This window comes from Dethiosulfatarculus sandiegensis, assembly GCF_000931935.2.
Lineage (GTDB): Bacteria > Desulfobacterota > Desulfarculia > Desulfarculales > Desulfarculaceae > Dethiosulfatarculus > Dethiosulfatarculus sandiegensis.
Genome location: NZ_AZAC01000034.1, coordinates 99,656 through 126,497 on the forward strand (window position 1 = coordinate 99,656; position 26,842 = coordinate 126,497).

Annotated in this window: 19 protein-coding genes and 1 tRNA gene; 12 read left to right on the forward strand and 8 right to left on the reverse strand. The window is 50.8% G+C overall.

Annotated features, from left to right (window positions below):
• Positions 1-104 precede the first annotated feature (104 nt).
• Both proC and X474_RS18005 read right to left on the reverse strand, forming a co-directional pair.
• Positions 105-914, reverse strand: coding sequence for a pyrroline-5-carboxylate reductase (gene proC / locus X474_RS18000; RefSeq protein WP_197282182.1), 810 nt, complete (start codon positions 912-914; stop codon positions 105-107).
• Positions 915-997: 83 nt separating this feature from the next.
• Complete coding sequence (locus X474_RS18005) at positions 998-2,422, reverse strand: sigma 54-interacting transcriptional regulator (protein WP_052515375.1); 1,425 nt, start codon at positions 2,420-2,422, stop codon at positions 998-1,000.
• Between the two features lie 217 nt (positions 2,423-2,639).
• Between X474_RS18005 and X474_RS18015 the strand changes: the two genes are divergently transcribed.
• From X474_RS18015 to X474_RS18050, 8 genes are all read left to right on the forward strand, one after another.
• Entirely contained in the window at positions 2,640-3,740 is a 1,101-nt protein-coding gene (locus X474_RS18015; RefSeq protein WP_044350872.1) for an aminopeptidase P family protein, read from the forward strand.
• A gap of 128 nt (positions 3,741-3,868) precedes the next feature.
• Positions 3,869-4,789, forward strand: a complete 921-nt coding sequence (gene xerD, locus X474_RS18020) for a site-specific tyrosine recombinase XerD (protein ID WP_044350874.1) — start codon at positions 3,869-3,871, stop codon at positions 4,787-4,789.
• A gap of 16 nt (positions 4,790-4,805) precedes the next feature.
• Entirely contained in the window at positions 4,806-7,490 is a 2,685-nt protein-coding gene (locus tag X474_RS18025) for a CBS domain-containing protein (RefSeq protein ID WP_044350876.1), read from the forward strand.
• The gene (locus X474_RS18030; RefSeq protein ID WP_044350877.1) at positions 7,491-8,174 is read left to right on the forward strand and encodes a site-2 protease family protein; all 684 of its coding nucleotides are present in this window, start codon (positions 7,491-7,493) and stop codon (positions 8,172-8,174) included.
• Between the two features lie 4 nt (positions 8,175-8,178).
• Complete coding sequence (locus X474_RS18035) at positions 8,179-8,952, forward strand: segregation and condensation protein A (protein ID WP_044350879.1); 774 nt, start codon at positions 8,179-8,181, stop codon at positions 8,950-8,952.
• Positions 8,953-8,956: 4 nt separating this feature from the next.
• Positions 8,957-9,649 carry an SMC-Scp complex subunit ScpB gene (gene scpB, locus X474_RS18040; RefSeq protein ID WP_082464480.1) on the forward strand — a complete coding sequence of 231 codons (693 nt, stop codon included), beginning with the start codon at positions 8,957-8,959 and terminating at the stop codon, positions 9,647-9,649.
• Positions 9,650-9,657: 8 nt separating this feature from the next.
• Complete coding sequence (locus tag X474_RS18045) at positions 9,658-10,491, forward strand: pseudouridine synthase (protein ID WP_082464481.1); 834 nt, start codon at positions 9,658-9,660, stop codon at positions 10,489-10,491.
• Positions 10,490-10,564, forward strand: a tRNA-Val gene (locus tag X474_RS18050). Before X474_RS18045 ends, X474_RS18050 begins: the two co-directional genes overlap by 2 nt.
• Positions 10,565-10,833: 269 nt before the next feature.
• Here the strand turns inward: X474_RS18050 and X474_RS18055 are convergent.
• Positions 10,834-15,612 carry a PDDEXK-like endonuclease domain-containing protein gene (locus tag X474_RS18055; protein ID WP_052515376.1) on the reverse strand — a complete coding sequence of 1,593 codons (4,779 nt, stop codon included), beginning with the start codon at positions 15,610-15,612 and terminating at the stop codon, positions 10,834-10,836.
• Positions 15,613-16,383: 771 nt separating this feature from the next.
• Between X474_RS18055 and X474_RS18060 the strand changes: the two genes are divergently transcribed.
• Positions 16,384-16,593 (forward strand): hypothetical protein, encoded by a 210-nt coding sequence (locus X474_RS18060; RefSeq protein ID WP_044350882.1) that lies wholly within the window; start codon positions 16,384-16,386, stop codon positions 16,591-16,593.
• 89 nt (positions 16,594-16,682) lie between these two features.
• A complete protein-coding gene (locus X474_RS18065; protein ID WP_044350883.1) occupies positions 16,683-17,060 on the forward strand; it encodes a PH domain-containing protein in 378 nt (125 codons plus the stop codon).
• A gap of 83 nt (positions 17,061-17,143) precedes the next feature.
• Here the strand turns inward: X474_RS18065 and X474_RS18070 are convergent, their stop codons facing one another.
• The 3 genes from X474_RS18070 to X474_RS18080 form a co-directional block, all read right to left on the reverse strand.
• On the reverse strand, positions 17,144-19,186 hold the full coding sequence (locus X474_RS18070) for an acyltransferase family protein (RefSeq protein ID WP_044350884.1): 2,043 nt from the start codon (positions 19,184-19,186) through the stop codon (positions 17,144-17,146).
• A gap of 642 nt (positions 19,187-19,828) precedes the next feature.
• The gene (locus X474_RS18075) at positions 19,829-21,148 is read right to left on the reverse strand and encodes a DUF456 domain-containing protein (RefSeq protein WP_044350885.1); all 1,320 of its coding nucleotides are present in this window, start codon (positions 21,146-21,148) and stop codon (positions 19,829-19,831) included.
• A gap of 260 nt (positions 21,149-21,408) precedes the next feature.
• The gene (locus tag X474_RS18080) at positions 21,409-22,833 is read right to left on the reverse strand and encodes a C69 family dipeptidase (RefSeq protein WP_052515377.1); all 1,425 of its coding nucleotides are present in this window, start codon (positions 22,831-22,833) and stop codon (positions 21,409-21,411) included.
• Between the two features lie 1,377 nt (positions 22,834-24,210).
• On the opposite strand from X474_RS18080, the gene X474_RS18085 reads away from it, so the two are divergent.
• Both X474_RS18085 and X474_RS18090 read left to right on the forward strand, forming a co-directional pair.
• Positions 24,211-25,545 carry an ammonium transporter gene (locus X474_RS18085; RefSeq protein ID WP_044350886.1) on the forward strand — a complete coding sequence of 445 codons (1,335 nt, stop codon included), beginning with the start codon at positions 24,211-24,213 and terminating at the stop codon, positions 25,543-25,545.
• Between the two features lie 17 nt (positions 25,546-25,562).
• Positions 25,563-25,904: a P-II family nitrogen regulator gene (locus X474_RS18090; protein ID WP_044350887.1), complete on the forward strand. Its 342-nt coding sequence runs from the start codon at positions 25,563-25,565 to the stop codon at positions 25,902-25,904.
• Positions 25,905-26,161: 257 nt separating this feature from the next.
• Here the strand turns inward: X474_RS18090 and X474_RS18095 are convergent, their stop codons facing one another.
• Together X474_RS18095 and X474_RS18100 are read right to left on the reverse strand one after the other, a co-directional pair.
• Positions 26,162-26,410, reverse strand: a complete 249-nt coding sequence (locus X474_RS18095; protein ID WP_044350889.1) for a hypothetical protein — start codon at positions 26,408-26,410, stop codon at positions 26,162-26,164.
• Positions 26,411-26,815, reverse strand: coding sequence for a DUF2752 domain-containing protein (locus tag X474_RS18100; protein WP_044350890.1), 405 nt, complete (start codon positions 26,813-26,815; stop codon positions 26,411-26,413).
• Between the last annotated feature and the right edge of the window lie 27 nt (positions 26,816-26,842).

The window sequence follows — 26,842 nt, forward strand, 5'->3', positions numbered from 1 at the left end:
AAAGGGCATAATTAAGAGCAATTCAAATAAGTTCCGCAGGTCCCCCCCGCTCGTGCTCCCTTAGGCCGCGCCTTTTTAGGGACTCCCTGCCCGGGTTAGGTAAATCAGGAGCCCAGCTCCTTGCTTCTTTGGGTGGCGCGGGCCACTGCATCCATCAAGGCCCCTCTCAGCCCCCGGCTTTCAAGTGCATGCACTCCGTTTATGGTGGTGCCTCCAGGCGACGTTACCATATCTTTCAGCTCAGCGGGATGCTTATCGCTCATTTGCAGTAATTTTGCCGCACCGGCTACAGTTTGGGCCGCGAGCATAAGGCTGGTTTCTCTGGGCAATCCCTGGAAAACGCCCGCATCGCTCAACGCCTCTATGAACATGAACACATAGGCCGGTCCGGAGCCGGAGAGCCCCGTCACAGCGTCCATGTTTTTTTCCTTTACCCAAACGGCCAGTCCAACCGCCTCAAAGATCCCCTGGGCCAGTTTTTTTTGCCCGTCAGTTACATCGGGCCCGGCTGCCAGGGCGGTGGCCCCCATGCCGACCAGGGCCGGAGTATTGGGCATGGCCCTGACCACGGCTGTGTGAGCGGGCAGTAACCCGGTCAGCCTTTCAATCGTCACCCCGGCGGCTATGCTTATGAAAAGCGCCTTTTTCTCGAGCCTTTTTTTCAGGCTGGCGGCTGCTTTATCAAGGTCCTGGGGCTTGACCGCGAACAGAACCAGATCCACCTCGCCGATATGCTCCGGCCTGTTCACTGTCCTGACGCCCAGCTCCTTGGCCAGCTTTTCGGCCTTTTCCTCTGCCTTTTCCGCCACAACAATCTGATCGGCCCTGGCGGTGGCTGTCTCCAGAATTCCCTTTAAAAGGGCTGTACCCATGTTGCCACCGCCCACCACTGCCATGCGGCCCGTAAATTCCACTTTATTGTCTCCCAAATAATGCGGCCTGTTCCGTGTCCGGCCCCTTGGCCCCGACCCGGATCAGCCTTGGTATTGGTTTCAGGCTATTTTTCTAAAAGATGGTAACGGCGTCCACCCTGTTTACCGGTGACTTCTACAATACCAGCATCAGCCAAAGCGCGCAGGATGTTCTTGGCGGTTGTGTCTGAACAATTAAGTTCCTTGCGCAGATCCTGGTTGGAAAAGGGGTCGGACCCCTTTTCCTGCAAAACCCGGCAGATGCCTTGCACCCGGTTTTTCGGCACCTTGGTTGTGCCGGTTATCAGCCCTGCCAGATCCCCGGGCACGGGCCGGTTTATTTCCGGCGGCAACAGGTCTTCTTTTATCTCAAAATCAGAGGACAGGGCAACCAGCCGCTGCAATACGTTTTTGAGTTGCCTGACATTGCCAGGCCAGGAATAGCTCAGCAGTTTTTCCCGGGTTTTTGGGTGAAGCCTTCTGGTGCGTTTGATCAGAAAACAGGCCTGCTCCATAAAATGATCAATCAGGCAGGGCAGGTCTTCGGGCCTTTGGCGCAAAGGGGGCAGATTTAACGGGATCACCATGATCCTGTGCAAAAGGCCCTGGTGAAAGCGCCCCTCTTCCGCCTCCTTCGCCAAGTCAAGGTGAGTGGCGCAGACCAGGCGGAAATCAATCTTCCTGGCTTTGGTTTTGCCCACCGGGGTTATCAGCCCGTCTTCCAAGACCCTTAAAAGCCTTACCTGAAAGTCTTTGGTGCTTTCCGCTATTTCATCAAGAAAAAGAGTGCCGCCTTGGGCAGAATCAAAATATCCGGCCCTGGCCGCTCCGGCCCCGGTGAAGGCTCCTTTTTCGTGTCCGAAAAGTTCGCTTTCCAAAAGATTGGGCGAAAGGGCGGCGCAGTTCAAGGGAACAAAAGGGCGGCTTTTTCTGGGGCTGAGCTGGTGCAGCCTTTGGGCCAGCATCTCTTTTCCCACCCCGGTTTCACCGGTCAGAAGAACCGGCAGATCAGTTCCCGCCACCTGCTCCAGGTTTTTCAGCACCTGCTTGAATTCCTCTGAAGGCCCCACAACCAGTTCTCTCCCGGACCGGGCTGAAGTTGCCTGCAATGGCGACAGCTTGACTCCCTGTCCGGCCCAGGCGGCCAGCCTGGGCAGATTAACCAATTTGGGGGCCAGGGAGGCCAGGCGGGCGGTGAAAATCCGTTCTTTTGCGCCGATGCTTTTCAGGTGTGCAAAGGCCGCCTTGTGCAATATGCCTTCCATATCCCCGGTGCTAAGCTCCCTGCCGGAAAGGGAAAGCAAGGTTTCCACCAGGTCGCGGGCCAGGTTTTCCAGGGCCCGGACCACCGGAGCGGGAATATCTTCGGGCAAAAGTCCATCCTCGGGCGGCTCGAGCATGGCGGCCTCAGCCACTTTAGGGACAGGGCTTTTTTTTGTGACGCCCAGGAGCTCTTTTACAATCTCCGCGCTTAAGGCCGTGACAAGTCCGGCAGGGGGAGTGAAAGTCATGATTCACCTGAATTTAACTCGGTATTTTGCTGTGTTCAACTTAAGCCCGGTCTTCATGAGCCGGTTTTGCCTGTCGGATACTTACCTTAAAAGTCCCTTTGCAGGCAAGCCCGGTTTGTCCGGCGGCCTTGCCACACATCTGGGCGGGTGTTATAACAAGCCATTAACGGTTGAATAAATAAGGTTTTTTCCACATACACCACATAAGGTTTGGTCAATGATAAAAAAACGTCTGGCCGCCCTCCGCATGCTGCTCAAGTCCAAGGAATTGGACGGAATATTGGTAACCCTGCCGGCTAATCGGCGTTATCTCTCGGGTTTCACGGCAGAAGACGGTCAATTTGGCGAGTCCTCGGGAGCCCTGCTCATAACCGCTTCCGATGCCTTTATCTTTACAGATATGCGCTATGAACTGAGCGCGCGCGAGCAGGCAAAGTATTTTAATTGCCGAATCTACGCCCGGGGCCTGGCCTGGGAGTTGGCCCACCTGGCGCCTGAGTTGAGGCTTAAAAAACTTGCCTTTGAGGCGGAAGGCCTTTTGGTGGAGCAAAAGGCCAAGCTGGAACAGGCCCTGGAAGGCTGCGAGTTTATTCCCACCCTTGGCATGGTCTCATTTTTGCGGCGTCGCAAAGAGCCTGGTGAGGTCCGCAGTATAGAGGCCGCCCTGGTTTTGATTGAAAGCGTATTGGGCGAGATCCTGGCCCAGGATGTAACCGGCATGACCGAAAGGGAGCTGGCCTTGAAGATAACCAGGGCCTCAGAGGATCTGGGCGCGGAAGGCCCTGCCTTTGACCCCATTGTGGCGGCCGGTCCCAACGGCGCAGAGCCCCATGCCGTACCCGGCGACCGGGTCATCAAGGAGGGCGAGCCGGTCCTGTTTGACGTGGGCGCCAGGCTCAAAGGTTATAACAGCGATATTTCCCGCACGGTTGCGGCGGGCGGCTGGGAAAAGGCCGGTGATCTCTTCAAGGAGGTCTATGCTACAGTGCGTAAGGCCCAGGTTGCCGCGATCGATTCCATTTTTTGCGGCATGACCGGCAAACAGGCCGACAGCATTGCCAGGCAGGTCATAACCGAGGCCGGTTACGGCGACAAGTTCGGCCATTCCCTGGGGCACGGGGTGGGGACCATGGTCCATGAGTTCCCCTCTGTGGGCCCCAACTCGCCGGACCTGCTTTTGCCGGGCATGATTTTCACGGTTGAGCCGGGAATTTACATCCCCGGCTGGGGCGGAGTTCGCCTGGAACAGATGGTTGAGATGACAGAACAAGGATGCCGCCTTTTGAACAACCTTGATTGCTTTTATGATCTTGACTGATCGGTTGAAAGGGCATTCCCGTGCTTGGGGGGTGATCCCGGCTCAAAGAAACCGCCTGCCGGGGCAGATGATCCGGGCAGGCGGTTTGACGGAATTTTCGCTTTTTACTTAGGGGAGCGGCCTGGTTTATGAGCCAAGAGACTAATCAGCCCTGGCCGGGCCTGTTTTATGATCTGGACCTTTATCTCGCCCACTTGGCCGCGGAAAGGGGCCTGGCCGAAAACACTGTATCCGCCTATAGTGACGATCTGCGTTCTTTTACCGACTTTCTTGTGGAGCATGAGGTCCCCGGCTGGTACGGGGTTGATTCCCTGCATATTGTAAGCTGGCTGGCCCGGCTTTCCCGTCGGGGCCTGGCTGCCCGCACCAGGGCCAGACGCCTCTCTGCCGTAAGGGGGCTTTTCCGGTTTCTGGCCGAAAACAAAATGGTGGATAAAGACCCCCTGGCCAAGGTTTCGGGGCCCAAGCTGCCTTCCGGCCTGCCCAGGTTTTTGAGCCCCAATGAAATGGAAAAACTCCTGGCCTCCCCGGATTTGACCAACAACCTGGGGCGCAGGGACCGGGCCATGCTCGAGACCATGTATGCGGCCGGGCTGCGTATAAGCGAGCTGATCACCTTGGGGGTGGGGCAGGTGCAGTTTCAGGTCGGCTGCCTTTTGGTAAGGGGCAAGGGCGGCAAGGAGCGCTTGGCGCCCTTGAACCAGACAGCCATGGAACACCTCAAATCCTATATGAACGGCCCCAGAAAGCAGCTTATGAAAAGCGGGCTCAAAGAGGAGGTTTTCCTGAACGCCAGGGGCGGCGCCCTAAGCCGCATGGGCGCCTGGAAGATTATCAAGAAACATGTCCTGGCAGCAGGCATACCCGGCAAGGTGACCCCGCACACCCTGCGCCACACCTTTGCCACCCACCTTTTGGAGGGCGGGGCGGACCTGCGCAGTGTACAGATGATGTTGGGGCATTCGGATATCAGCACAACTGAGATCTATACCCACGTAAGCAGAAAACGCATAATAGAAGTGCATAAACGGTATCACCCCAGAGGTTGAAGGCGGTTCGATCGTTATGACCCAGAAAGCCACAGCGCTTCATAGCCGAAAACGTGATCTCACCTTGATCACGACCCATGTGAATGCAGACTATGACGCCTTGGCCAGCATGCTGGCTGCGGCCAAACTGTATCCGGACGCCCTTTTGGTTCTGCCCGGCTCCCAGGAGCGCAACCTGCGCAACTTTTTTGTGGAGTCCACCTGCTATCTCTATAACTTCGTAAAGGTCAAAAACGTTCCCCTGGATAGGATAGCCAGGCTGGTTTTGGTTGACACCAGGCAGGCCGACCGCATAGGCACCCTGAGCCAGCTCTTGGAGGTGCCGGGCCTTACGGTGCATGCCTATGACCATCATCCGGACAGTGAAGACGACGTCAAGACCGACTACCAGGTGGTGGAGCCGGTCGGCGCGGCAGTGACCGTGCTGACCGAGATATTGCAAAAAAAGGGGGCCGACCTAACCGATGACGAGGCCACCATCCTGGCCCTGGGCATATACGAAGACACCGGCAACTTCACTTTTTCCTCCACCACGCCCCGGGATTTCGAGGCGGCGAGCTGGCTCTTGCAAAAAGGGGCCAACTTGAACGTGGTCTCCAACCTGATCACCAGGGAGCTCACCCCGGAAGAGGTGGGGGCTCTTAACGATATGATCAAGGCCGCAGTGAAGTTCAAGGCCAGCGGGGCGGAAGTGGTGGTGAGCGAGGTATCCTGCGAACGCTATATCCCCGAGTTCGCGGTTTTGGTTCATAAGTTCATGGATATGGAGAACTTAGACGCCCTCTTTGTGGTGGCCCGCATGGAGGGCAGGCTTTACCTCATGGCCCGTTCCCGCATTGCCCAGATAGACGTGGGGCGCATAGCCAAGGCCATGGGCGGGGGAGGCCACCCCACTGCGGCCAGCGCCACCTTGCGGGAGATGACCCTGGTCGAGGCCAGGGAGCGCCTGGCCGCCTTGTTGCACGTGCATATCAACGCGGCGGTCAAGGCCAGGGACCTCATGACCGCGCCGGTTATCACCGTGACCCCGGTAACCACCGTGGAAGAGGCCCATCAAAAACTTTCCCGCTATGGGCTCAACGTGCTGGTGGTGGCCAGGGGCAATGAGATCATGGGATTGATCGGAACCGAGATCCTGGACCGGGCCTTGCACCACGGCCTGGGCAAGATCGAGGTCAGTGAATACATGGAGCGCAATGTGGAGCCCCTGGATGGTGACGTGGGCCTGGACCAGGTGGAGGAGGCGGTGATGGGCTACAGCCAGCGCCTGGTCCCCATCATGGTTCAGGGACGCCTGGCCGGGGTGATCACCCGCACCGACCTTTTGAATCACCTCATAGAAAACCCCCATATCCCGGAGTACCAGCCCGAGCCGGGCCAGGACCAGGGCAAGCTGAGGCGCAAGCAGGTCAAGGGGCTTATGCGCGAGCGCATTCCCAGGGAGATCTTGGAGGTGCTTAAAACCGTGGGCCTCACAGCCCAGGAGGCCGGGTACAAGGTGTATCTGGTCGGCGGCAGTGTGCGGGACCTGTTTTTGCGCTCCCCCAACCTGGACCTCGACCTGGTGGTTGAGGGCAACGGCATGGACCTGGCCAAAAAACTGGCCAGACGCCTCGGCAAGGTGCGGGTGCGCACCCATAAGAAATTTCAGACCGCCAAGCTCATCTTTGACGATGGTCTAATAATAGATGTCGCCACAGCCCGCATGGAGTATTACAAATCCCCGGCCGCCCTGCCGGTGATCGAACTCTCCAGCCTTAAAATGGATCTTTACCGCCGGGATTTCACCATAAACACCCTGGCGGTGAGCTTGAACCCCAAGGACTTTGGCCTGATCCTGGACTTTTTCGACGGCTTGAGGGACCTTAAGGGAAAGGTTATCCGGGTGTTGCACAACCTTTCCTTTGTGGAAGACCCCACCCGGGTTTTCAGGGCGGTGCGCTTTGAGCAACGCTTTAATTTCCGCATTGGCAAGTTCACCGAAGGTTTGATAAAAAACGCCCTCAAAATAGACGCCTTCAAGCTGCTCACCGGAGACCGGCTTTTTCACGAGCTGGAGAACATGCTTTTGGAGGAAAAGGCCACCGACTGCATGCGCCGCTTGGGCGAGTTGAACCTTTTGGAAGTGTATCACCCCAAACTTAAGCTCTCGGACAAGCTCGAGGCCATATTGGATAGTGTGGAACAGGTCATGGCCTGGTATAAGCTATCATTTCTTACTCTGCCCACCAGGCCCTGGCTGGTCTATTTTCTGGCCCTGGCCGATCCCCTGGACGAGGCGGAGATGGAACAGCTCTGCGCCCGGCTGGCCCTGGCCCCCAGGTTGAGGCGGGAGATCAAGGAGATGCGGGCCCAGACCCTTAAGGTGCTGAACCGCTTGCAACGCAATCAACTGAGCCCCTCCAAGGTCTATGACCTTTTGCATAAGCTTAAGCCCGCTTACCAACTTTACATAATGGCCAAGGCCAGGCAGGAATGGGCCAAAAAGGCGGTGAGCCGCTATCTTGGCAACATGACCAAGGTAAAGCCCCTTTTGACCGGCGATGACTTGGCCGGGATGGGGTTTGACCCCGGCCCGCTTTTCAAGGAGATTTTGGAAAGGGTGCTGGCCGCCCGTCTGGACGGGGAAGTTACAACCAAAGAAGATGAACTCGCCCTGGTTAAAAGCGAGTTTGGCTCCTATCTGGAGAAGACGGTTTAAATGGATACTATTCAGGGATTTTTACTCAAGGTGGCCCTGTTGGCCCCGCCGATTCTGCTGGCCCTCACCGTGCACGAGGCTGCCCACGCCTTTGTGGCCAATAAAAGGGGAGACCCCACAGCCAGGCTCATGGGCAGAATGACCCTAAACCCCCTTAAACACCTGGATCCTCTAGGCACCTTGGCCTTTTTTGTAACCGCCCTGGCCGGTTCGGGCATAGGCTGGGCCAAACCCGTGCCCGTGGATTACAGAAACTTGAGAAACCCGCTTCAGGACGGCATGCTTATCTCAGCGGCCGGGCCTGCCTCCAATATTCTTTTGGCCGTGCTGTTGGCGCTATTGTTCAACGGCCTGGTTCGCGTGGGTCTGTTTTCCGCCGAGCACTGGGGCTACACCCTGGAGTATGTGGTTTATTTTTTGAATTCGGCTGTGATTCTTAACCTCACCCTGGCCCTGTTCAACCTCATACCCCTGCCGCCTTTGGACGGCTCGGGCATATTGACCGGCCTGCTTTCGCCCCAGGCGGCTTACAAATATCAACAGATAAGCCGCTATGGTTTTCTGATTATTCTGGCTATGATCTTTCTGCCGGGTTGGATACCGGGATTTCCCAATGTTATCCGTTGGGTAGTTGTGGAGCCCGCCTATTGGTTCGCGGGCCTGCTCCTGCCCTGGCTGGGTTAGGCTTATGGGTGTTTCAGTCAAGCTGGAGATATTTGAAGGCCCTTTGGACCTTTTGCTGCACCTCATTCGCAAGAACGAGGTGGATATTTACGACATCCCCATAGCCCTGATCACCCGGCAATATCTGGAATACCTGGAACTGATGAGAGAGATGAACATATCCTTGGCCGGAGATTTTCTGGTCATGGCAGCCACTCTCACCCATATAAAAAGCAAAAGCATTTTACCGAGCCATGACCCTTCGGACGATGAAGACGAGGAAGAGGGTAGCATGGAAGACCTGGTGGCCCAGCTCAAGGAGCATATGCGGCTAAAGGCCGCGGCCCAGGAGCTGGACAGCCGCCCCAGGCTGCAAAGGGATATCTTCCCCAGGGGCGGCGGCCAGAAGGAGCTGGACCAGGCCCTGGCCCAGGGCAAGGAGCCGCCCCTGGTGCGGGCCGGGCTTTTTGACCTGATAGAGGCCTTTCACAGGCTCATGCAAAGGCAGGTCCGCGCCCTGGATCTTTCCCTGCCTGATGAGGGAATCTCCCTGGAAGACCGCATGACCCAGCTGCTGGAGATGATAAAGTCTGTTGAAAGCATTCTTTTTGAAGAGCTTTTCGCGGATGTGCGCACCAGGGACAATCTTGTGGTAACCTTTCTGGCTCTTTTGGAGCTTACCAGGCTGGGGCTTATGAAGGTTTATCAGCAACGCACCTATGATGGAGATTCTCAACAGGAGAGCTGGGGCGTGCTGCGCATTTTCAATAGACCCTTACAGGAAGACGAGGAGGCTTGAGCGCATGAGCTTAGAGATGAAGCAGATCATCGAAGGGCTTTTGTTTGTGGCTGAATCGCCCATGACCATTCCCCAGTTGGCTCGGTCCCTGGGCCGGGAAGAGACCACGCCCATAAAAGAGGCGTTGGGTGAGCTGCTCCTGGAATACGAGCAAATGGACCGGGCCTTTACCTTGCTGGAGGTGGCGGGCGGCTACGCCTTTCGCACCAAGCCGGAACTGGCTTCCTGGCTGCGCAGATCCAAAAGAGCTCCGGAGGCCAGGCTTTCGCCCGCCGCCCTGGAGACCCTGGCCATAGTGGCCTATAAACAGCCGGTTTTAAAGGCAGAGGTGGAGCGCCTGCGCGGGGTGGCTGTGGACGGTGTTCTGCGTATGCTCATGGAAAAGGATCTGGTCAAGGTGGCTGGGCGCAAGGACCTGCCCGGACGCCCCCTGATCTATGGCACCACCAAACGCTTTTTGGAGATATTCGGTCTTAAGGACTTGAAGGACTTGCCCACCTTGGAGGAAATGGAAGCCCTGATGGGCGACCTTGAGCCTGTGGTGGCCCAAAAGGCGGAAGGCGTGCTGGAACTGCCCTTGCAGGATCATGAAGAGCCGGAAGAACCGGATATGGATGACCCGGACCAGGGAGAAGAACTCCCTGAAACACAAGAAACAGATACACCCAAACCAGGGCCTTATGAGCCCCAGGTTTGAGGGAATGCATGACAGAACAAAGACTACAGAAAATACTGGCCCAGGCCGGAGTTGCCAGCCGCAGGAGCGCCGAGGCGATCATCAAGGCGGGCAGGGTGGCTGTGGACGGCAAGACCGTAACCGAGCTGGGCTTTAAGGCCGACCCCCAAAAGCAGACCATAACTTTGGACAATAAACCCCTGCCCAAACCGGAGGCCTTTGAATACTGGCTTTTGCATAAGCCGGTGGACATTGTGACCACGGTGAAAGACACCCACGGCCGCAAGACGGTGATGGATCTTTTACCGCCCGAGGTCAAGGCCAGGGTTTATCCCGTGGGCCGCCTGGACCAGGACTCCGAGGGCCTGGTCCTGATGACCAATGACGGTGATTTGGCTTATCGTTTGACCCAGGCCAAATACAAGGTGCCCAAGCTTTATAAGGTCTGGGTGGACGGGTATGTTAACTCCCAGATGCTGAACACCCTGCGCACCGGCGTTCCCCTGGAAGAAGGCGTGACCATGCCCGCCAGGGTGCACGTTAAATCCGCCAGCTCCAAGAACAGCAAACTCAGCGTGGTCCTGCACGAAGGCCATAAACGCCAGATCAGGCGCATGTGCTCTTATGTGGGCCTTAAGGTCAAAAGACTGGTGCGTCTTTCCGTGGGCCCGGTCAAGTTGGGCGACCTGCCGCCAGGTGAAGCACGTAAACTAACCGCCCAGGAAGTCAAGCAATTAAAATTACAATCTCAGGAAATCCATGCTTGCACAAAGGTCAAACATAGTGTAAATAATTGCTCGTCACGGCGGGAGAAAACTGAAGGCCGCAACAAAAGGCCAACCCCCCGAGGCAAGAAAAAATAGGCCGGTAACTCAGCGGGAGAGTGCCATCCTCACACGGTGGAAGTCACGGGTTCAAATCCCGTCCGGCCTACCAAATAATAAATTCAAGGGGTTAGCGTTGATAAACGCTAACCCCTTTGTACGTTTGGGGAGGGGGAAAATCCCGACCAATGCCCGACCAACCGGTGTTAGTTAATTTTGAACGTCTCACACTCCCACCCGTGCGCCCTGCACCAGTCGTCGATCTCCTGGGGTGTTACCTGTGTACGCCCATCCATAAAGTTAGGGTCTATCACTTGCTCCGTGATGGCCTGCCCAACAATTTCAGCTCTCTGGCTTTCCGGGGTTAAACAAGAGATCGGATTAGTTTCTTGGTTTCTTGATTGCTTTAATCAGCAGTTCTACCGTTCCCTTAGGCAGCTTCGCTTCAACTACGGAACCCAGTGTAGCACCCATAAGCGCTTGTGCAATTGGAGTGTTGATATTAATGTAACCCCATTCTGGATTCGATTTTTGGTAAGTTATTAATGCCTGCTTTTCTGACTGGGGATTATTAATATCGATATAAACTACCGTATCCTCAACGTCGACTTTGATTTCAGCTTCAAACTCATTAATGGGCTTAGTAGATTCTCTTTCTTGGTATCTTTCTTCAGTCGGCTCTTCTTGCGGCTCGTGTGGGCTTGACTCTTTGAAGGTATTAGCATCTTGTGGGTAAATTCCTTTTTCATCCAACGCATCCCAAAGGCCCTTCAAGGCGTCAATTTTGTTTGAGTAAAATGATGATTCCCTGACTCTAAAAAATTCCCATCCGCAACGCTCTAATTGCCGCTGACGCTGCATATCTTCTTCGTATCGATCAGCCCCATGCCAGTTGTCACCATCACACTCAACGGCCAGTCTCGCCTGCCCGCCCTCAACCACAAGGTCGATCCGCTTCCTAGCTACATCATATTGTGACAATACAATATATTTTTTTCGGAGTATTTCTAATGCAACATCAACTTCGAACCAGCTTTCAAATGGAGGTGGGGGCTTCACAACACTCCGATTGTCTTGCGCAGCCCGGCGCTCAAGCTCATTCCTTTCAATCCCAGCTATTTGTTGAGGTGTTGTATTCTCGAAAAAAGCAAGAAGTCTTCGCCTAAGGCAAGTACTACTAAGGTCATCGCAGGTTACAGAATGGAAAAGAATCATTCTGTCGCGAGCTCGGCTGGCCGCCACGTTGAAGCGCCGTTCATCGGCTGCTTTGGTGAGAGGGCCAATCCTTTCGTTGCTGGCCGCAACGAGTGACAGCAACATGATATCCCGCTCATCGCCCTGAAAGCTGTAAGGGTTGCCGCAGACCAAGCGTCGCCGCTCCATTTCCTCAGCACCCAATCGCTCAAGTAATTGATTCTCGATCAAAGCCGCTTGGGCTTCACCTTGAAGCACCACCACGCCCATAGTCTTGTCATTGTACCGGTTGTTGCTACATATTTTTTCGATCCTCTCGACGATAGCCTCAGCTTCCGGACGATTAATCGCCCGGTTGTTCGAGCCTTCACGATACCCGCCATTCACAAAAACATGTTCAAGAGGTGGCAAACGGTTGGGTCCATACTGCCTTAAGGGAATCAAAGGTGTGTCTAAGTAGCAAAGATCATTGCTGAAGCGAATGATCTCAGGCATGCAACGGAAGTGCTCGCGCAACGTAATCCGACGGGTTCCGTAACGAAGTTTCCCGTGGTCAAACAAGCTACTCTCAATATCGAATGAGGATTTGAAGTGGAAATCGTAAAGGAATTCTTCCATTAGGCGATGTACCGCACCACGCGGTAATCCCACGGCATCAGGGCTAATCTGTTTGTCGTCGCCAACAATCAATATCTTCTTGCTCAGGTAAAACAAAGGAAGAGCTTCAACGCCGCATTGTGAAGCCTCGTCGACAATGATTACATCAAACATGCCCGGCGTAGGATCCACCGTATCCCAAACACGGTGTAAAGGCATTACCCAGGCTGGAACTGCTTCGCGACATTCATTCAGATGCCCTTGAGCCTCACGGCGATGGCGAGGAGCGTGCTTCCCTGTCCCCTTACCAAGCCTCCGCATGGATTGTTGCCAAGCTTCCATGTGACGGCGGTGGTCTTCTTTGAGTCGCGAGAAGCAGAACGACCATGCATGAAGCGACGCAAGTTTCGCGATAATACCGTTGATCTCATCTTCGATCTGTTTGGCGCGCTTGGCGAGCGCCGGAACATCTTCCTGGTGGATGTAATCCGCGATCCAATATCGCGCCTGCGCCCAATGCCAAGCATCGCCAATATGCCGGATTCTTTCCTCCCAATATGGTTCATTGCAGGTATGCTCTAAGCTTTCTGCAAGGTGCGGAAACTGGTCGTGTAGTTCCCTTAGAACTTTTTCGACTTTCCGGAGGCGCTGGCGTTCTTCCTCCAAATCCTGAATTCTGTTTGCGACTTGTGTGTATCTATCCACATTGCGGTCACGAATCGCAGATAGTAATTCTTTCGTTGCCGGGTGCGTGTCGCTCTTGGCTGCCAACGAAGAAATTGGGATTTCGATACGCTGGATGTCTTTGCCAGCAAGTTGCCTACGTATGCGAGCCGATGCAAGGCTACACGAGGAAATAAGCTGTTCAACTTGAGATGAGTCCGCCCATACAGGTTCAACCATGCCTGAACATTGGCCTATCTCTTCTCGGCAATTGGCAATGAGTTCTTCAAGCGCTAAGGCGTTTTCAAGCGCAACGCGTAGCGATTTGAGGGCGGTTAATTGTAGTGCATACGGCCCCTGAGTCTTGTCACTTAGCTGTGCCCAGAATCCCCATGCCTTCTCGCATTCAATACGGACATACAGTGCATCAGCAATGGTTGAGAAATGTTCGATTGTAGTGCATGGGTGTCCGTTTACTTTCACAGTTTTTAAGACATAAAGACACTTTTTCACCGGCTTGGGACGGAATACACCCCAACCAAGCTTTCCGCCATTCTCCATGTGCTGTTTCAGTTTGTGGACGTCTTCGTGCAAGGACCTGATATCGGTGGTGTCAGAGAATTCTATTTTGGTCTCGTCAGCACCCGTAACTAGTTCTTCAATTGACGTAATTACGTATCTCGTCACACGTAGAAGTTCATGCCACAAGGACGAGTCGTCGCCCATAATATCGCGTAAGGCATCATTCATCCATGAATGTGTTGACGCCGTTAATCTTTTCCGAGCATCGGAAAAAGAGGATAGACCGTAACGGACTGCTTCAATGATTGCGGGATTGTTAACAACCAACAAATCAGTGATACGTTCATCGGCCTCGCTTACTGAGTTCTCCGCTTCTTTAATCGCTTGGGCCTCATGTCTTACTAAATCGGCAAAGTCTTCCGAAGAAAGCATTGCATCGGGCCACACAAGATCCAATTCTCTTCGTTTTTCCTGTGTAAAGCGGCGGACCGCCTCAAGAATGTTGTGCAAATTGTCTTCGGTTATCCGACATGGTTCCTCAAGAGGGATTTCATCCAAAAACCAATCATAGGATGCTCGGTCGCGGTTGACGGCCTCCGCTATTCTGGCCGCTGTGCCTCGATAGGCTCCTTCCGCGATAGATTGCGTATGTATTTCGGATTCTCGGATGTCGCGGAGCCGCCGGTTGACCTTGGCCTTTTCTCCCCTGAGTTTTCTCAGTCGGACTTCAAGTTCCGCACGTTGTTGCTCAGTGTGGTCTTCTCTCCACTCCTCATTCTTGCGAAGAATTCCTCCCACGCTGGATTCTAAGGAGCGCCGTTCCTCAAGTCCGCTACCAAGCAGGTTGATACAGAGAGGCCGTAACTCATCCGGAACTAGCCCTTCGAGAACCTGAAGTGCACGTGGCGTTTTCGCCGTGATCAGTGTTCGTTGGCCTGTTGCAAGCAGATGACATATCAGATTCGCAATAGTATGAGACTTTCCAGTCCCAGGTGGTCCCTGTACAAGAACGCCGTTTGCAGTGCGAATTTTATCTACGATGCGGCGTTGCTCATCGTTCGATGGTTTTGGGAAATAGACTTCCCCATCGAATGTAGCGTTGAGTTCCTGTGGCGCATCCGCCGGTTCGCGACCGCTATTCGAGCTAACCTCGGCAAGGTCCGCGAATTCTCCGGGAATATTTTCGCCCTGTTCAATTTGCTCCCTGATTCGCTTCAATGTCTCAGTAAGGCCTTTGGCAGAGCGCTTCCGCAGAATCAATGCGGGAGCATATTCGACAATTGGCTTTGCGGAAGCACGGACACTTTTCGTTTCAAGTGAGTCGTAATAATCGCCTTGCGAGTTGATCGAATGCACCAGGGACTGAAGCACACCTTCAATGTGTCCCTTTTGCCATGGGTCATCTTCCGCTTTGGAGAGCATATTCTTTGCAGCTTCTTCGGCTCGCGCCGGTTGATCCTCAATATTTAGCATATCGAGTTCAGGCCGCAATTTTGCGCCTTCAGTATGGGGCCGAACTGTGAATTTGCCCAAACGAGCTTCAAATTCAAGAATGGCATCCGCCACGACCAAGTGACGCCGGACAGGCTGTTTAGTAGGCGTCTGCCAAATTAGCAGACCTAAACCGAGCACTAATTCGTATTCTTCGCCAAGCCGAAGTTGCTCCTGATAAATAGCAAAAAGTGATGAATAAGCTTTATTGACTTTTTCCCAAACATAATGTAATTCCGTCCAGGGTAGCCACTTTTCTTTAATATACCTGTCCCATTCACGCTGAATCGTTGGGTAATCCTCAATTCGTTCAATGTGCAGAATAAATTCTGGTTGATCCGACCCTTCGCGCCAATCGGGATTTTGAATTTGCCGAGTAATTTCTGACAGAAGTTCGGGCAAGTCGCCCTTGTTTCGTAGCGTTTTTTGATCCACCCAGTCTTTGCATAGAGCAGGAACGGAGGGTAGTTCAGGTTCCCGCCGGTTCTGTACTTCCAGCCATTCATCCAGCTCATGTTCCTCGTCACGCCCCCATGCCTGAGTGAAACATTCACGCTCATGTGGGAGGCTTGAAAGCCAAAAAACCTTTTCATATTCATCAATTTTACGAATCAGCTTCGATCGTAGAGTCGCCAGTCGAAGTAGATAATCGACTAAGCGAACGGTTTTGTCATCGTTTCTCTGTGTTATCAATGTATTTGTTTCCGGTTTTTTGAATTTTTTTATGTGTCTGTAACTTAGGTGGCGGCAAGCACAAGGCTGTCAATTCCCCTCTTGGATTTCTTCCAAGCACACTACCTCAATTAGTTGATCAACGTGCGATGTGATAATGCCAAACCTATTTTAGAACGGAACAAAGCATCAGGCAAGAAAGACCTGTTGCAATTAGGAATTACTCAAGGCAAGTTGCATAAGCTTAATGATTGAATCTCACGACTTCGCTTGAAGATTATTGTTAAATAGTAATCTTCAAGAAGTGGATGTCGTGAAATGACATAAGCTCAAGGGATATCAATTGGATGTTGAGAGTCTTGAAATATGAGGAGAAAATTGACAATATCCTTAAATTCTGTCGGTGGTTGGTGCTTCGCGGCAGTCATTCTACGCCTGGAAAAAACCTTGGCATACAATGGCGAGGAGGGACTGATTAACATCAAAACCCCACCTGTTAGGCCCCATCCAGATCATTAGTTGACTCTAACAAGGCTTGCGGTTTACCATGCCTTGATCTTGAGTATTTTGGCCTGCGGCCCGGTCTTGGGAAGGGGCCATGAATTCGCCCGTTATTGCATTGAAAATCGGGCTGAAGGGAAAAGCGGACGAAGTTTACGCTAAAGAGCCGATTGAAAAAATGGTCGGTTGATCGTTGCTCGCTCGGTGTTAGTGGCGTCTGTAGTATTTCTTTATTTGTCTTTTGCTTTTCAATAAATAAAAATGAAACGTCTGTCTCGGGGGGGAAGGCTGATGGATGATTATTTGTCTGTTCTGGCTGTGTTGGCAATGGCTATAGTCTTCGCGGTCGGGATGATCAGCGCACGGATCCAAAAAAAATCACGTTCCCAAACCAATCTTGATTTTGCAAAATCCCGCCCGGAAGATCTTTCGAATAAAGAAGAAATTCAGTTAGAGATGAGTGTCGAAATATCCCTGCAAGATAAGGACAAAGGGCGATGACCCGGCTCTTTGCCGCCTTAAGCATCGGGCTGAACGGGGGGATAACAACGCATGTTAATTAATTTCATTTTCAGACAAAAGGGGGAATCATGGGTTTGTTTTCAGGGCTTATGGGAAACGCAGGCGTAGTTGACGTAAAGGAGCTGAATGAAAAATACGGTCAGTTGATTATTGAGGGCGAGTCCATTGATGTCGGGTTCAAGGTTATCCGGGATACCTTTGTTTTTACGAATAAAAGATTGATCCTGGTCGATATTCAGGGCATGACCGGCAAAAAGACCAGTTACCTTTCCATACCCTACTCCAAGATCACCAAGTTCAGCATAGAGACCGCAGGTCATTTTGATCTGGATGCGGAGTTAAAGATCTGGATCGGCAGCGCGGAACAGCCCTTGGAAAAAAAGTTTAACCAAAAAGTGAACATTTATGACCTGCAAAAGGTCATGGCCACGCATCTTATGGGCTAGCAGCCAATCCACAGACCAAATAAAAGCCCCGGGTCCTTTGGGGCTCCGGGGCATCAAAACCAGCCTGTTGGGCGCAGATGGCCTTATTTCGCTTCCTGCCGGTCTTTTGCCTGTCTATCCGCCAAACGCATTTGTCCGGGTTTAAAGGCCAAGGCCTCCTCCAGGCCAAGCTTTTTGACCAGGATCTGTTTTTCCCGTTTGCTCAAATTCCTTCGGATATGGTTGCTGTCCTGATAAAGCAGGCGGCCTTCAATAAAAATAGGGCAATTGCCATCGCTGCACATGCGGTCCACAGCATCAACGACCTGGACACGCGGGAACTTGCTTGCCACCTTTTTAAGTATCCTGGTGGTCGGGCCCTGGCGTTTATCCACCCAGGCCCTGTCAAGGGGGCGGCACATTCTGTCGTCATGCGCGCGCAGCAAAGGGATGGCTTTTTGATAGGCGCAGGCAAGCAAGATTCTACCGGGCCTGGGCAGATCTGAGAGAATAATAACCGGGTATTTGGGAGCCAGTTTTTTTAACAGGGATTTCAACCCCAAAGCCATGAGCTTTTGGCCTTTGGCCCTGCTTCTTTTTTTGTGGTCCTTACTGAAAAGGCTTTGGGCATAGTTGGACCAGGCTGCCGCCAGGATGATTCCGTCTATTTTATGGGGTTGATTTTCTAGCCAGTTTTCCATTAATCGCCTTCTGATGCCGCAATGCCTGGAAAAACGCGTGCCGCGGTCATGCCAACGCCGGACCTTATCATCATCTATAAAAGCGGGCGCTTTATGCCATAAAAGAACCGAGGTCTTTTCCGGGTCGATTGCCGCCTCGATTAAGGGTGCATAATGCTCGGCATGGCTGTCGCCCCAAAGAATAAGGCGCTTTTGGGCTGTTTCCCAGTCTGCGCCAAAGAAGCAGACATTCTTGGATAGCCCCTTGACTTCTTTTATGTTGCTGGGCCAATACCACATGACTTTTTTGGATTTCAAATAGCTGATATCCATCTTCATCCTGAAGGACGCGCCGTCGGTCATGACCCCCCAGGTGGTGACAGCCAGCAAAAGGCTCCCAACACCCAAGGAAAAGGCCAGAATTTGTTTTTTGCTGGTCTTGAAACGCAAAGGGTTTTCCACCAAAAACCAGGTAAGCACAGACAGCAGAAAGGTGAGGCCTATGAGGCTGTAGCCGTCTAAAGAGCTGAGGTTGAGGCTGTTTTTATAGATCCTGAAGTAGGCGAAGATCACCCAATGCCACAGATAAAGGGCATAGGAGATTTTGCCGATAAAAACCAGTACAGACCAGGAAAAGCCTTGGGATATTTTATTTTTGGCGGCGCTGCCAAAGAAGAGCAATAAACCGGCGCCCAAACAAACCGGCAGGGCGTTAAGCCCCGGAAAGGCGCTTTGCTTTTCCAGCAGAAAAACAGAGCCCAGGCACAAGGCAAGGCCGAGTATCGAAAAGGCGGCGGGATGGAACTTGGTCATATTGGGATGAGAGCGCAGGATAATGAGAACCAAGGTGCCGAGCCCCAATTCCCACAAACGAAAAGGCAGCATATAAAAAACGGCCTGTGCATGATCGCTTAGATACCAGACAGAGCAAACAAAAGAGGCGCTTAGAATAAGGCCCAGAAACAATAACCCGCTTAAGTCGCTCCATTTGTTTCTGATTTTGAGATAAAGGGCCAGAATAAGCGGCCACACAATATAAAACTGCTCCTCAACAGCCAAAGACCAGGTGTGAAGCAGGGGCATGAACTCGGCGTTTTGGGCAAAATAATTGATATTATTTAAAAAGAAAAAGTTGGAAGAAAACAGGGTGGTATAGGCGGCCGATTCAAACAGCTCTTCATAGTTCTCCGGCATTAAAAAGAAATAACCGGCTATCAGGGTGCAAGCGATTACCGTAAAAAGGGTGGGCAAAAGCCGCCTGGCTCTGCGCTCATAAAAATGAAGATAAGAAAAAGACCGGTTCTGTTTTTGTTCGAGTATGATCCCGCCGATCAAAAAACCGGAGATAACGAAAAAGATATCCACCCCAACATAACCGCCCGAAAAGCCAGGCAGCCCGGCATGAAAAAACAACACCGGAATAATGGCAAGCGCCCGCAACCCGTCAATATCTGGCCTGTAACGCATCTAATTGACCCAACTCAATCACAAAATTAACAACTATATTTGACTGGCAATGCGAAAAAGGCCGGAACGGCCTTTTCGCAACCCCTGATGACAAATTAAGCCCATGCCCCAGAAGCCAGGCTTGGCAGCCTGTGGGGCCCATGAATGCCGTATCAAGCATCAACCACAGCCCCATAGCCACCCGCGGCCTCCATTCTACCTCATTCAGCGGTAAGTGTCGTGAAGTTCAGGTGAAGGGGGTGGATATCCATTTTGCGGCAGAGGACAGCCAATCTAAATTGTTTCTCCCAGGCAGTAGGGGAATCAATTTGATTTACGCAACTCATCGAAATGGCTTTTTGTCTTGGAGTGGAATATTCACGAAAAGTTTTATAGAGCCGGGAAAATAAGGCTGGGGAAAGGATAAATGGGACTCCTAAATGTTTTATTCAGCGTCTTAGTGAAGCGAAAGTAGTTTGACAAAGAGGAAAGATATGTGAATCTACAAAGATGATATCCAAACGGCGGCTAGTTGCCCTAAAAAATAGCCTGTTTGTTTCTTTGATCTTTACTAGGGTTTGCATTTTATCCACGTCCAAACCCTAGTGAAGATCAATTTTTCAATGATTATCAAAAAAATAATACTAGTTGGTTTTTGTGGAATTACCTGACTGCATATCCCCAGGAATCAAAGTTTTCATTGTTATTGGCTTTATCTTCTTCTTCCTTAGAACAGGAATCTCCATTTTGATTGGTTAAGTTCTGACAGAAAGCCAATAACTGATCCTTAAAGACATTATATAGAAAATCAGGATCTTGAAGTTGAGTTGCTATCTCGCCCATCTTTTCTAAACATAATTGAATGTTTTGTGGAAAATTTTTAAAAAATTCTATCATTTGCTCATGAAATTCTGGAGCGTGATGATTAATTGAAGAACCAAATGCTGCACCACCTAAGAAAAGGAGTGTCGTGACAATTAATCCCGGTATCAAAGCTAAAGAAAAAAATACAACTACAATACCGGCAATGGCAATTCCGACTCCTGACCAAAATATTGTTGCAGGGCTGGCACCCATTATCTCAGGTAAAATAGATAGAAAGGTACCATATAGTAGTGACAACCATCCGACACCTTTTGTTTTAATATATTCTAATGCTGCTACAAAAATATTTTCCTCAGAGACAAGGGCTTCACCAAATTTCGATAAGAATTCTTTGAACTCTTTGCCTCTATTTTTATGATAGGCTTCATAACCTCCCTCATAATAGATGTTAAATTTTTCAATTAGCAGCTCTCTAACGTCTTTTCTGTATTCCTGGGAGTAACTATTTATTGTCCATTCTAGTGCTTCTTTTAAAATTCCATGGCCGGGATATAAATCCTTATTAGGTATGCTTCTACCCTGTTGTATGATTTTCAAGTTTTCTTTATAACGTTTAAAAGCTTCATCGTATTTCCTTTTGGGTAAATATTCATGTTCTTCTTGATTATTATTGGTTTGAACGTAAATTATATTGTTACCGACACCTACTTTTGATTCTAGCCTTAAATCTTTTATAACTCTTGGCCTAACGCGTGAAAAATTACGTCTTTTTAGCCTGTTATTGGCTTGAACATAATTTGCGTTGATTCCGACACCTACTTTTGCTGTTAGCATTGGATCTCTTACTTGTCTTAGACCAAAAGGCTTTTCTTCTAATTTATATCTATAAAAAAAACCGTAGTAGCTTTGGTGATTATATGTGCGTGCCCTATTGAAATCTTTAGAGCCTTTGCTGTTAGTAAATGATATAGATCCTTCAACCCCTGTACGTGCCTCAATGGTAGGATTTAAATCTATTTGAAGTGTTATTTTTTTATTTGATGTCGTTTCATCAATGTCAACTTCCACTAATTCATGGGCCGCCACACCACAATTGTCTTTTTTCTTAGCTGCTTTTATGGAAATGTTATCTGTCCTGAATTTAGCCTGATTCTGCATGATAATCCACTCTTTAGGTTGGGGTAAAACTATTGCTTCAAATATAACAACTATTTGATTTTATTCAATATATCTTCTGGTTATACGGTTTTTAGGCATAACTTTACCTTTAAATGTTGATCATTAATGACTTTGGATATAAAAATGAGTTGTGAGATTTTGACGATTTAAAAAAAACCAGGCCAGGGTAAATACCCAGGCCTGGTTTAATGGTTTTTAACTTTCTGTATTTTATTTTACTCCAGTTTTTTTTCTCTTTCCTACCAAACCGCTACACTGCCGCTGGCGTCCTGCAAAAGCCGCAGCATTCTTTGGCAGTGATAAAAGGCATCCGTCGCCTGGCTAAAGGTAAAGGTGTTGATCAGCTCAAGGGCTTTTTTATCCTGCTTTTTGTTGAAAAGACCCACAGCCCTGGCTTCCATGGCGGCCTGCTTGATAAGGATGTTGGCATGGTTGGCGGTCCAGAAGTTGTGCAGCATGGGGTAGGCCAGGTTGTAGTTGGTGTCCGCCACTTTTTGCAGCATCCGGAAGGCCCACCAGGCGGAATCCGGGGAATAGGCGCTGTTTACATTGCTGAACGCAGCCGGAATTTTTGTAGCACCGGCATAGACCGGGAAAAATCCGCTGTAGTGCGGGGCTGCCATGGCATACCACATAACAGACCCCACCTGGACCGGCATATCGCCCCTTAGCTGGGCCACGGAAGAAGACTGGCACAGATTGGTGGCTATGGCCCGCGGGATCATCCTGCCTTCGCTGACTTCGCGCCAGATTTCGTCTTTTAACGGCTTGGTGTATTTGGGCGTGCCTTCATACCTGTCCCGCAGGATAAGGAAAAGGTCTTCCGGGGTTATAAATCCCTGCTTGCCCTGCAAAAACGACTTGGCCCTGGCTTCCCGGTCCTTGTCATAGGCCTGGTTCATGCGGTCCGGCCTGCCGTAAAAATCCTTAAAACTGAAATCACCCCGCTTGGGGTCAAACCAGCCCATTTTTTGAGCAAAGCTCTTCAACCCCTTGCTGCTTAAGTCAAACTCCTTGCCGATGGTAAAGCGGTTGGCCACCACCCACAGCTCATTGTCCTTTACCTTTCTGGCCACCCAGTGTTGACTGGTGGTCTCAAGCACCCAGGCCTCCTTGGGGTCGGCCAGGTTATAGGTGAGTCCGCCCCAATCGGCCTGGCCGTATTTATCTATAAAATCGGCCACAATCTGAACCGCCTGGCGTGCGGTCTTGGCCCTTTCCAGAATCAGCTGGCGCACGGCATAGCGCCTTATGCCTTTATTGGGCAGGTTTTTTTCCTTGGACCACATCCAGTTGCAGCTCATGGTAACGCCCCATTGATTCATGCCCACCAGCACGGAATCATAGGGCCTGGTTTCCGCGGCCACTCCCAGGCCGGTGGAAGAAAGGGTGTTGCCAGAAGCCCAGTATTGATAGGTCTCCTTGACCTGGGGGATCTTTACATAGGGCACCTTAAGGGCCTGGCCTTGGTCATGGGTTTGAGCCTTTACAGACCAGAGCCTGCCCGAGGCCACAAAGCCCATGTCTTCGTTGTGCCCATGCAGAACGGAACCGTCTGCGGTCAGGGATTTGCCCACCAATATGGTGGTGCAGCATATGGCGCTTGAGGGAACCAAAAGCAAAAGGCAAAGCAAAATCGTCATGAACCCAAACTTTGTTCTCATTTTTATCCTCCCATTGTTGTGGGTATATGAATCCTGATTCTTTGTCGATCTGGGCCATTGGTAGATAAGTTTGATTGAGAAATCTAGGTTTGTTGTTGAATAAGATTCGCTTTTTGATCGATATGCTTGGATGATTTGAATGATCGGGTGATTTGTTAAAACAAAATAGTTGAGTGGTTTTAAGAAGGGTGGGATCTTTGCTTATGATTAGGTGTTGCACCAATAAAAACTCCACTTAAAAGTATTTTTATTTTCTTGATAATCACCATAACAAAATTAAAAATATAGGGCAAGTAAGGTAGTGTAATAAAATTTATGCATATTTACGGGTAGTTATATAGATGACTATCTGTAGTATGGCGCTGAGGCCTGTTTGGCAATGTTTAGGCGGGTTGTTTCTGATATCAGCCAAATATTTGAGTTAGGTCTGTTTGTTTTTGCGGATATTGATTGAATGATAACCCTGTAAAGTTCGAGTATTATCTGTAGTATTTTGTGAAATGTATGTAGTATAAGTATAATATTGACTTATATTCTATTTGACTAAATAAAATGAATTGGAGATATCAAGGATAATCAATGGGTTGTTTTTGGCGCTGTCTTTCGGAGGTGCTACATGATTTACTACAAAAACCTCATCCGTTCTTGGGCGATATCCCGATAAATCGCCCTTAGCAGGCCTTTTGCCGGGTTAACCGCTTCTGCCTTATATAAGAGATATAGAGGAGGTGAAGCTTGTGAAAATCTCTACTTGCTAGTGGATTTAAGTATACTACCCTACTTAACTATATGTTAGTTATACTTTACATACCATATGGTATGACAATAATTACATGCATACCGTTTGGTATCTTTTGGTTAGATGGAGTATATCCCCAACTGGGTTGCATTATAACATATCGTATTTATTGCGCTAATCTAAAAAATTCCCTGCCTTGACCGGGCATTGTCTCAGCTTTCACTTCACTTTTGTAGCTTTTTTGTATCCTACAAATTGGTGATTTTTAATTTTTAAAAATCACAATCGGTTTTTTACTTATAATAAAATAATAAATAAAAACAGTATGTTACAAAAAATATTAGTACATATTTCCGTTTGGCACACCCCTTGCTAATTACCAATGCCAATGATTGAGCAACCAGAAAAAAACCAATCCAAAAGTTATTGAATTGGTTTTTCAGGTTGTATTAAAAATTATTAACCAGAAAAAGGGTGGTGATTATGAGGGTGCTTATCCTGCCTTATTCTCAAATCAACAGAGGCAATAACCAGCTTGTAACAAAACGGCGAACACACCTGAATCAAGAGTGATTTAAGGCTGGATTCTAATTTTGTATGCCAAGAAAAAACATACAGACTTCTTAGGAGTAAACAAGATGACTAAACCAAAACCAGGGCTTATCGCCTTGATTACAGGTGCCTTTCTGTTGATTGCAACTCCGGCTTTGGCAGCGGAGGCAGAGAGCACCATAAATGATCTGGATACTGTTTGGATACTTTTAGCAGCCTATTTGGTGTTTTTTATGCAGCCTGGATTTGCCCTTCTGGAAACTGGTTTAACCAGGGCGAAAAACACCATCAATATCATAGCTAAAAACTTCATGGATATGTCGGTGGCTGTGATATTGTTTTTCTTCTTTGGATATGGCCTGATGTACGGTAGTGGCAACAGTTTTATCGGCCTGAACGGCTTTGCCCTCTCCGGCTTGGGAGACAGTAACGTCCCCATCTGGGCTTCGTTCATATTCCAGGCTGTTTTCTGCGCCACCGCGGCGACAATCGTCTCCGGCGCAGTGGCCGAGCGGATTAAATTCATCAGCTACCTGATTGCCACAGGCGTTCTGACAGCCCTGATTTATCCTATAATTGGGCACTGGACTTGGGGCGGCGGCTGGCTCGCCGGATTGAACTTCTTTGACTTTGCCGGTTCCACCATTGTGCATTCCACCGGCGGCTGGGCGGCCCTGATCGGGGCCTGGATGTTGGGACCCAGGGAAGGTAAATACGATGCCGAAGGCAAAGCCCAGGCCATATGCGGCCATAACCTGCCCCTTGCGGCCTTGGGTGTCTTTATCCTGTGGTTTGGCTGGTTTGGTTTCAACCCCGGCTCCCAGCTGGCAGCCAGCGGTATTGAAAATGCAAAGGCCATTTCCCTTATCTCCGTAAACACAATCCTGGCTCCCGCAGCCGGAGCCTTGACGGCCATGCTGGCGGTCTGGATCGGTTACGGCAAGCCTGACCTTACCTTTTGCATGAACGGCGCCCTGGCCGGGCTGGTGGCCATAACCGCTCCCTGCGCAGTGGTCAGCCCGGTTGCTTCCATCCTGATAGGGGCCATCGGCGGTGTGCTGGTTGTGCTGAGCGCCCGGTTCTTTGACCTGCTTCACATAGACGACCCGGTCGGTGCGGTGAGTGTGCACGGCGTGAATGGTGTCTGGGGCACCTTGGCAGTGGGCCTATGGGGACAGAAAGCCCTGGGCCTGGCTTCAGACGGGCTCTTCATGGGCGGCGGCCTTGGTCAGCTTGGTGTGCAGGCCTTGGGAGTGGTGAGTGTAGCTGCCTTCACCCTGGTTACCATGGGAGTGGTCTTCTTTATCGTCGATCACACCATCGGCCTCAGGGTGACCCGGACCGAAGAACTGCGCGGCCTGGATATCGATGAACACGGCATGGAAGGCTACTCAGACTTCCAGATCTTCACCACCCGCTAAGAGTTGGAGAAGCAAAAATGAAACTGATCATTGCATATATAAAGCCCGAGAAATTAGTTGATGTGAAAAAAGCCCTTTACAAGTCCGAAATCTATAACCTCTCTGTGACCAACATCGTGGGTTCAGGCAGGCAGAAAGGCTATAGCGAGACCTACAGAGGGGTGCAGCACGAAGTGAACCTTTTGAAGAAAGTGCGCTTGGAAATAGGGGTGAACGACGAGTTTGTGGAACCCTGCAAAAAAGCCATAGTGGAAGGCGCACAGACTGGGAATATCGGCGACGGGGTTGTCTTTGTCATGCCTTTGGAAGACGCCCTGCGCATTAGAACAGGCGAAACTGGCAATGTAGCCATCGGTTGACATCTTTAGTTCTTCTTCTTCTTCCATCCACCCTCACACGCGGGCCTGTTCCCCTTAGCAACGGCATACTGCATACAGGGAAACAGGCCCGCAACTTTTTAAAACGTTCCGCCGCCTGCAATAAGGCGGAAAAGGCGAAACCGGCAATACAGCCATTAGTTGACTTTTAAAGTTCTTCTTCCATCTGCCCTCACACGCGGGCCTGTTCCCCTTTGCAACGGCATTAGCATACAGGGGAAACAGGCCCGCAACTTTTATCAAAACACCCCGCCGCCCGCGATAAGGCGGAAAAGCCCGAACAGGCAGGCCAGGGCGCAGCAGATAAGGCCGCTCATGGCAGGTGATCTGTTTTCCTGGTCGGCGCTGCTCAAGGCCAGAACGCCAATGATCACACCCACCCCGGCAAAGGGGATGTTGAGCCAGTTCAAGGAGCCAAAGCAGGGGATAAAGCCCACAATCATGCCCACAATGGCTAATATTCCCCAGATCAGACTTAACAGCTGCATTTAAGTTCCTTTTCGTGAAATTGTTTTTTTATGGAACGCCGACAGTTTGAGAGTCAGCACTGTCAGGCAGGTTAATCCGTTTAAGATGAAAAGGCCAAACAGCCAGGGGGCAAGGGCGTTGGCCTTGAGAGCCTTTGCCCCTTCGCCCCGGCAGAGGTGGTAAAACCCCGTGGTCATTCCGCAGAAGGGGCAGGGCTTGTGATAAAGCACCTGCCACTGGCAGGGAGGGAGCATCCGGTCCATTTGGGCCTGGGCCACGGCAAAGGGGGTGAGCACGATCAAGATTCCGGCCAGGCTCATTATCACCCAAGAGATGAAAAAGGCCTGTCGCACTGTGCGGCTTGGGGCCGGAGTATCGGCTTTTCGAAAAAACTTCTCTGCGCGTAAAAACCGGTAAAGAGCCATGGCCCTGTCTTCCTCATAACCAAATAG

What these genes read in the sequence shown, in the direction of transcription:
- X474_RS18005 (WP_052515375.1), bottom strand. Translation starts at nt 2,422, where the DNA reads ATGACTTTCACTCCCCCTGCCGGACTTGTCACGGCCTTAAGCGCGGAG.
- X474_RS18015 (WP_044350872.1), top strand. Translation starts at nt 2,640, where the DNA reads ATGATAAAAAAACGTCTGGCCGCCCTCCGCATGCTGCTCAAGTCCAAG.
- xerD (WP_044350874.1), top strand. Translation starts at nt 3,869, where the DNA reads ATGAGCCAAGAGACTAATCAGCCCTGGCCGGGCCTGTTTTATGATCTG.
- X474_RS18025 (WP_044350876.1), top strand. Translation starts at nt 4,806, where the DNA reads ATGACCCAGAAAGCCACAGCGCTTCATAGCCGAAAACGTGATCTCACC.
- X474_RS18030 (WP_044350877.1), top strand. Translation starts at nt 7,491, where the DNA reads ATGGATACTATTCAGGGATTTTTACTCAAGGTGGCCCTGTTGGCCCCG.
- X474_RS18035 (WP_044350879.1), top strand. Translation starts at nt 8,179, where the DNA reads ATGGGTGTTTCAGTCAAGCTGGAGATATTTGAAGGCCCTTTGGACCTT.
- scpB (WP_082464480.1), top strand. Translation starts at nt 8,957, where the DNA reads ATGAGCTTAGAGATGAAGCAGATCATCGAAGGGCTTTTGTTTGTGGCT.
- X474_RS18045 (WP_082464481.1), top strand. Translation starts at nt 9,658, where the DNA reads ATGACAGAACAAAGACTACAGAAAATACTGGCCCAGGCCGGAGTTGCC.
- X474_RS18060 (WP_044350882.1), top strand. Translation starts at nt 16,384, where the DNA reads ATGGATGATTATTTGTCTGTTCTGGCTGTGTTGGCAATGGCTATAGTC.
- X474_RS18065 (WP_044350883.1), top strand. Translation starts at nt 16,683, where the DNA reads ATGGGTTTGTTTTCAGGGCTTATGGGAAACGCAGGCGTAGTTGACGTA.
- X474_RS18070 (WP_044350884.1), bottom strand. Translation starts at nt 19,186, where the DNA reads ATGCGTTACAGGCCAGATATTGACGGGTTGCGGGCGCTTGCCATTATT.
- X474_RS18075 (WP_044350885.1), bottom strand. Translation starts at nt 21,148, where the DNA reads ATGCAGAATCAGGCTAAATTCAGGACAGATAACATTTCCATAAAAGCA.
- X474_RS18080 (WP_052515377.1), bottom strand. Translation starts at nt 22,833, where the DNA reads ATGAGAACAAAGTTTGGGTTCATGACGATTTTGCTTTGCCTTTTGCTT.
- X474_RS18085 (WP_044350886.1), top strand. Translation starts at nt 24,211, where the DNA reads ATGACTAAACCAAAACCAGGGCTTATCGCCTTGATTACAGGTGCCTTT.
- X474_RS18090 (WP_044350887.1), top strand. Translation starts at nt 25,563, where the DNA reads ATGAAACTGATCATTGCATATATAAAGCCCGAGAAATTAGTTGATGTG.
- X474_RS18095 (WP_044350889.1), bottom strand. Translation starts at nt 26,410, where the DNA reads ATGCAGCTGTTAAGTCTGATCTGGGGAATATTAGCCATTGTGGGCATG.
- X474_RS18100 (WP_044350890.1), bottom strand. Translation starts at nt 26,815, where the DNA reads ATGGCTCTTTACCGGTTTTTACGCGCAGAGAAGTTTTTTCGAAAAGCC.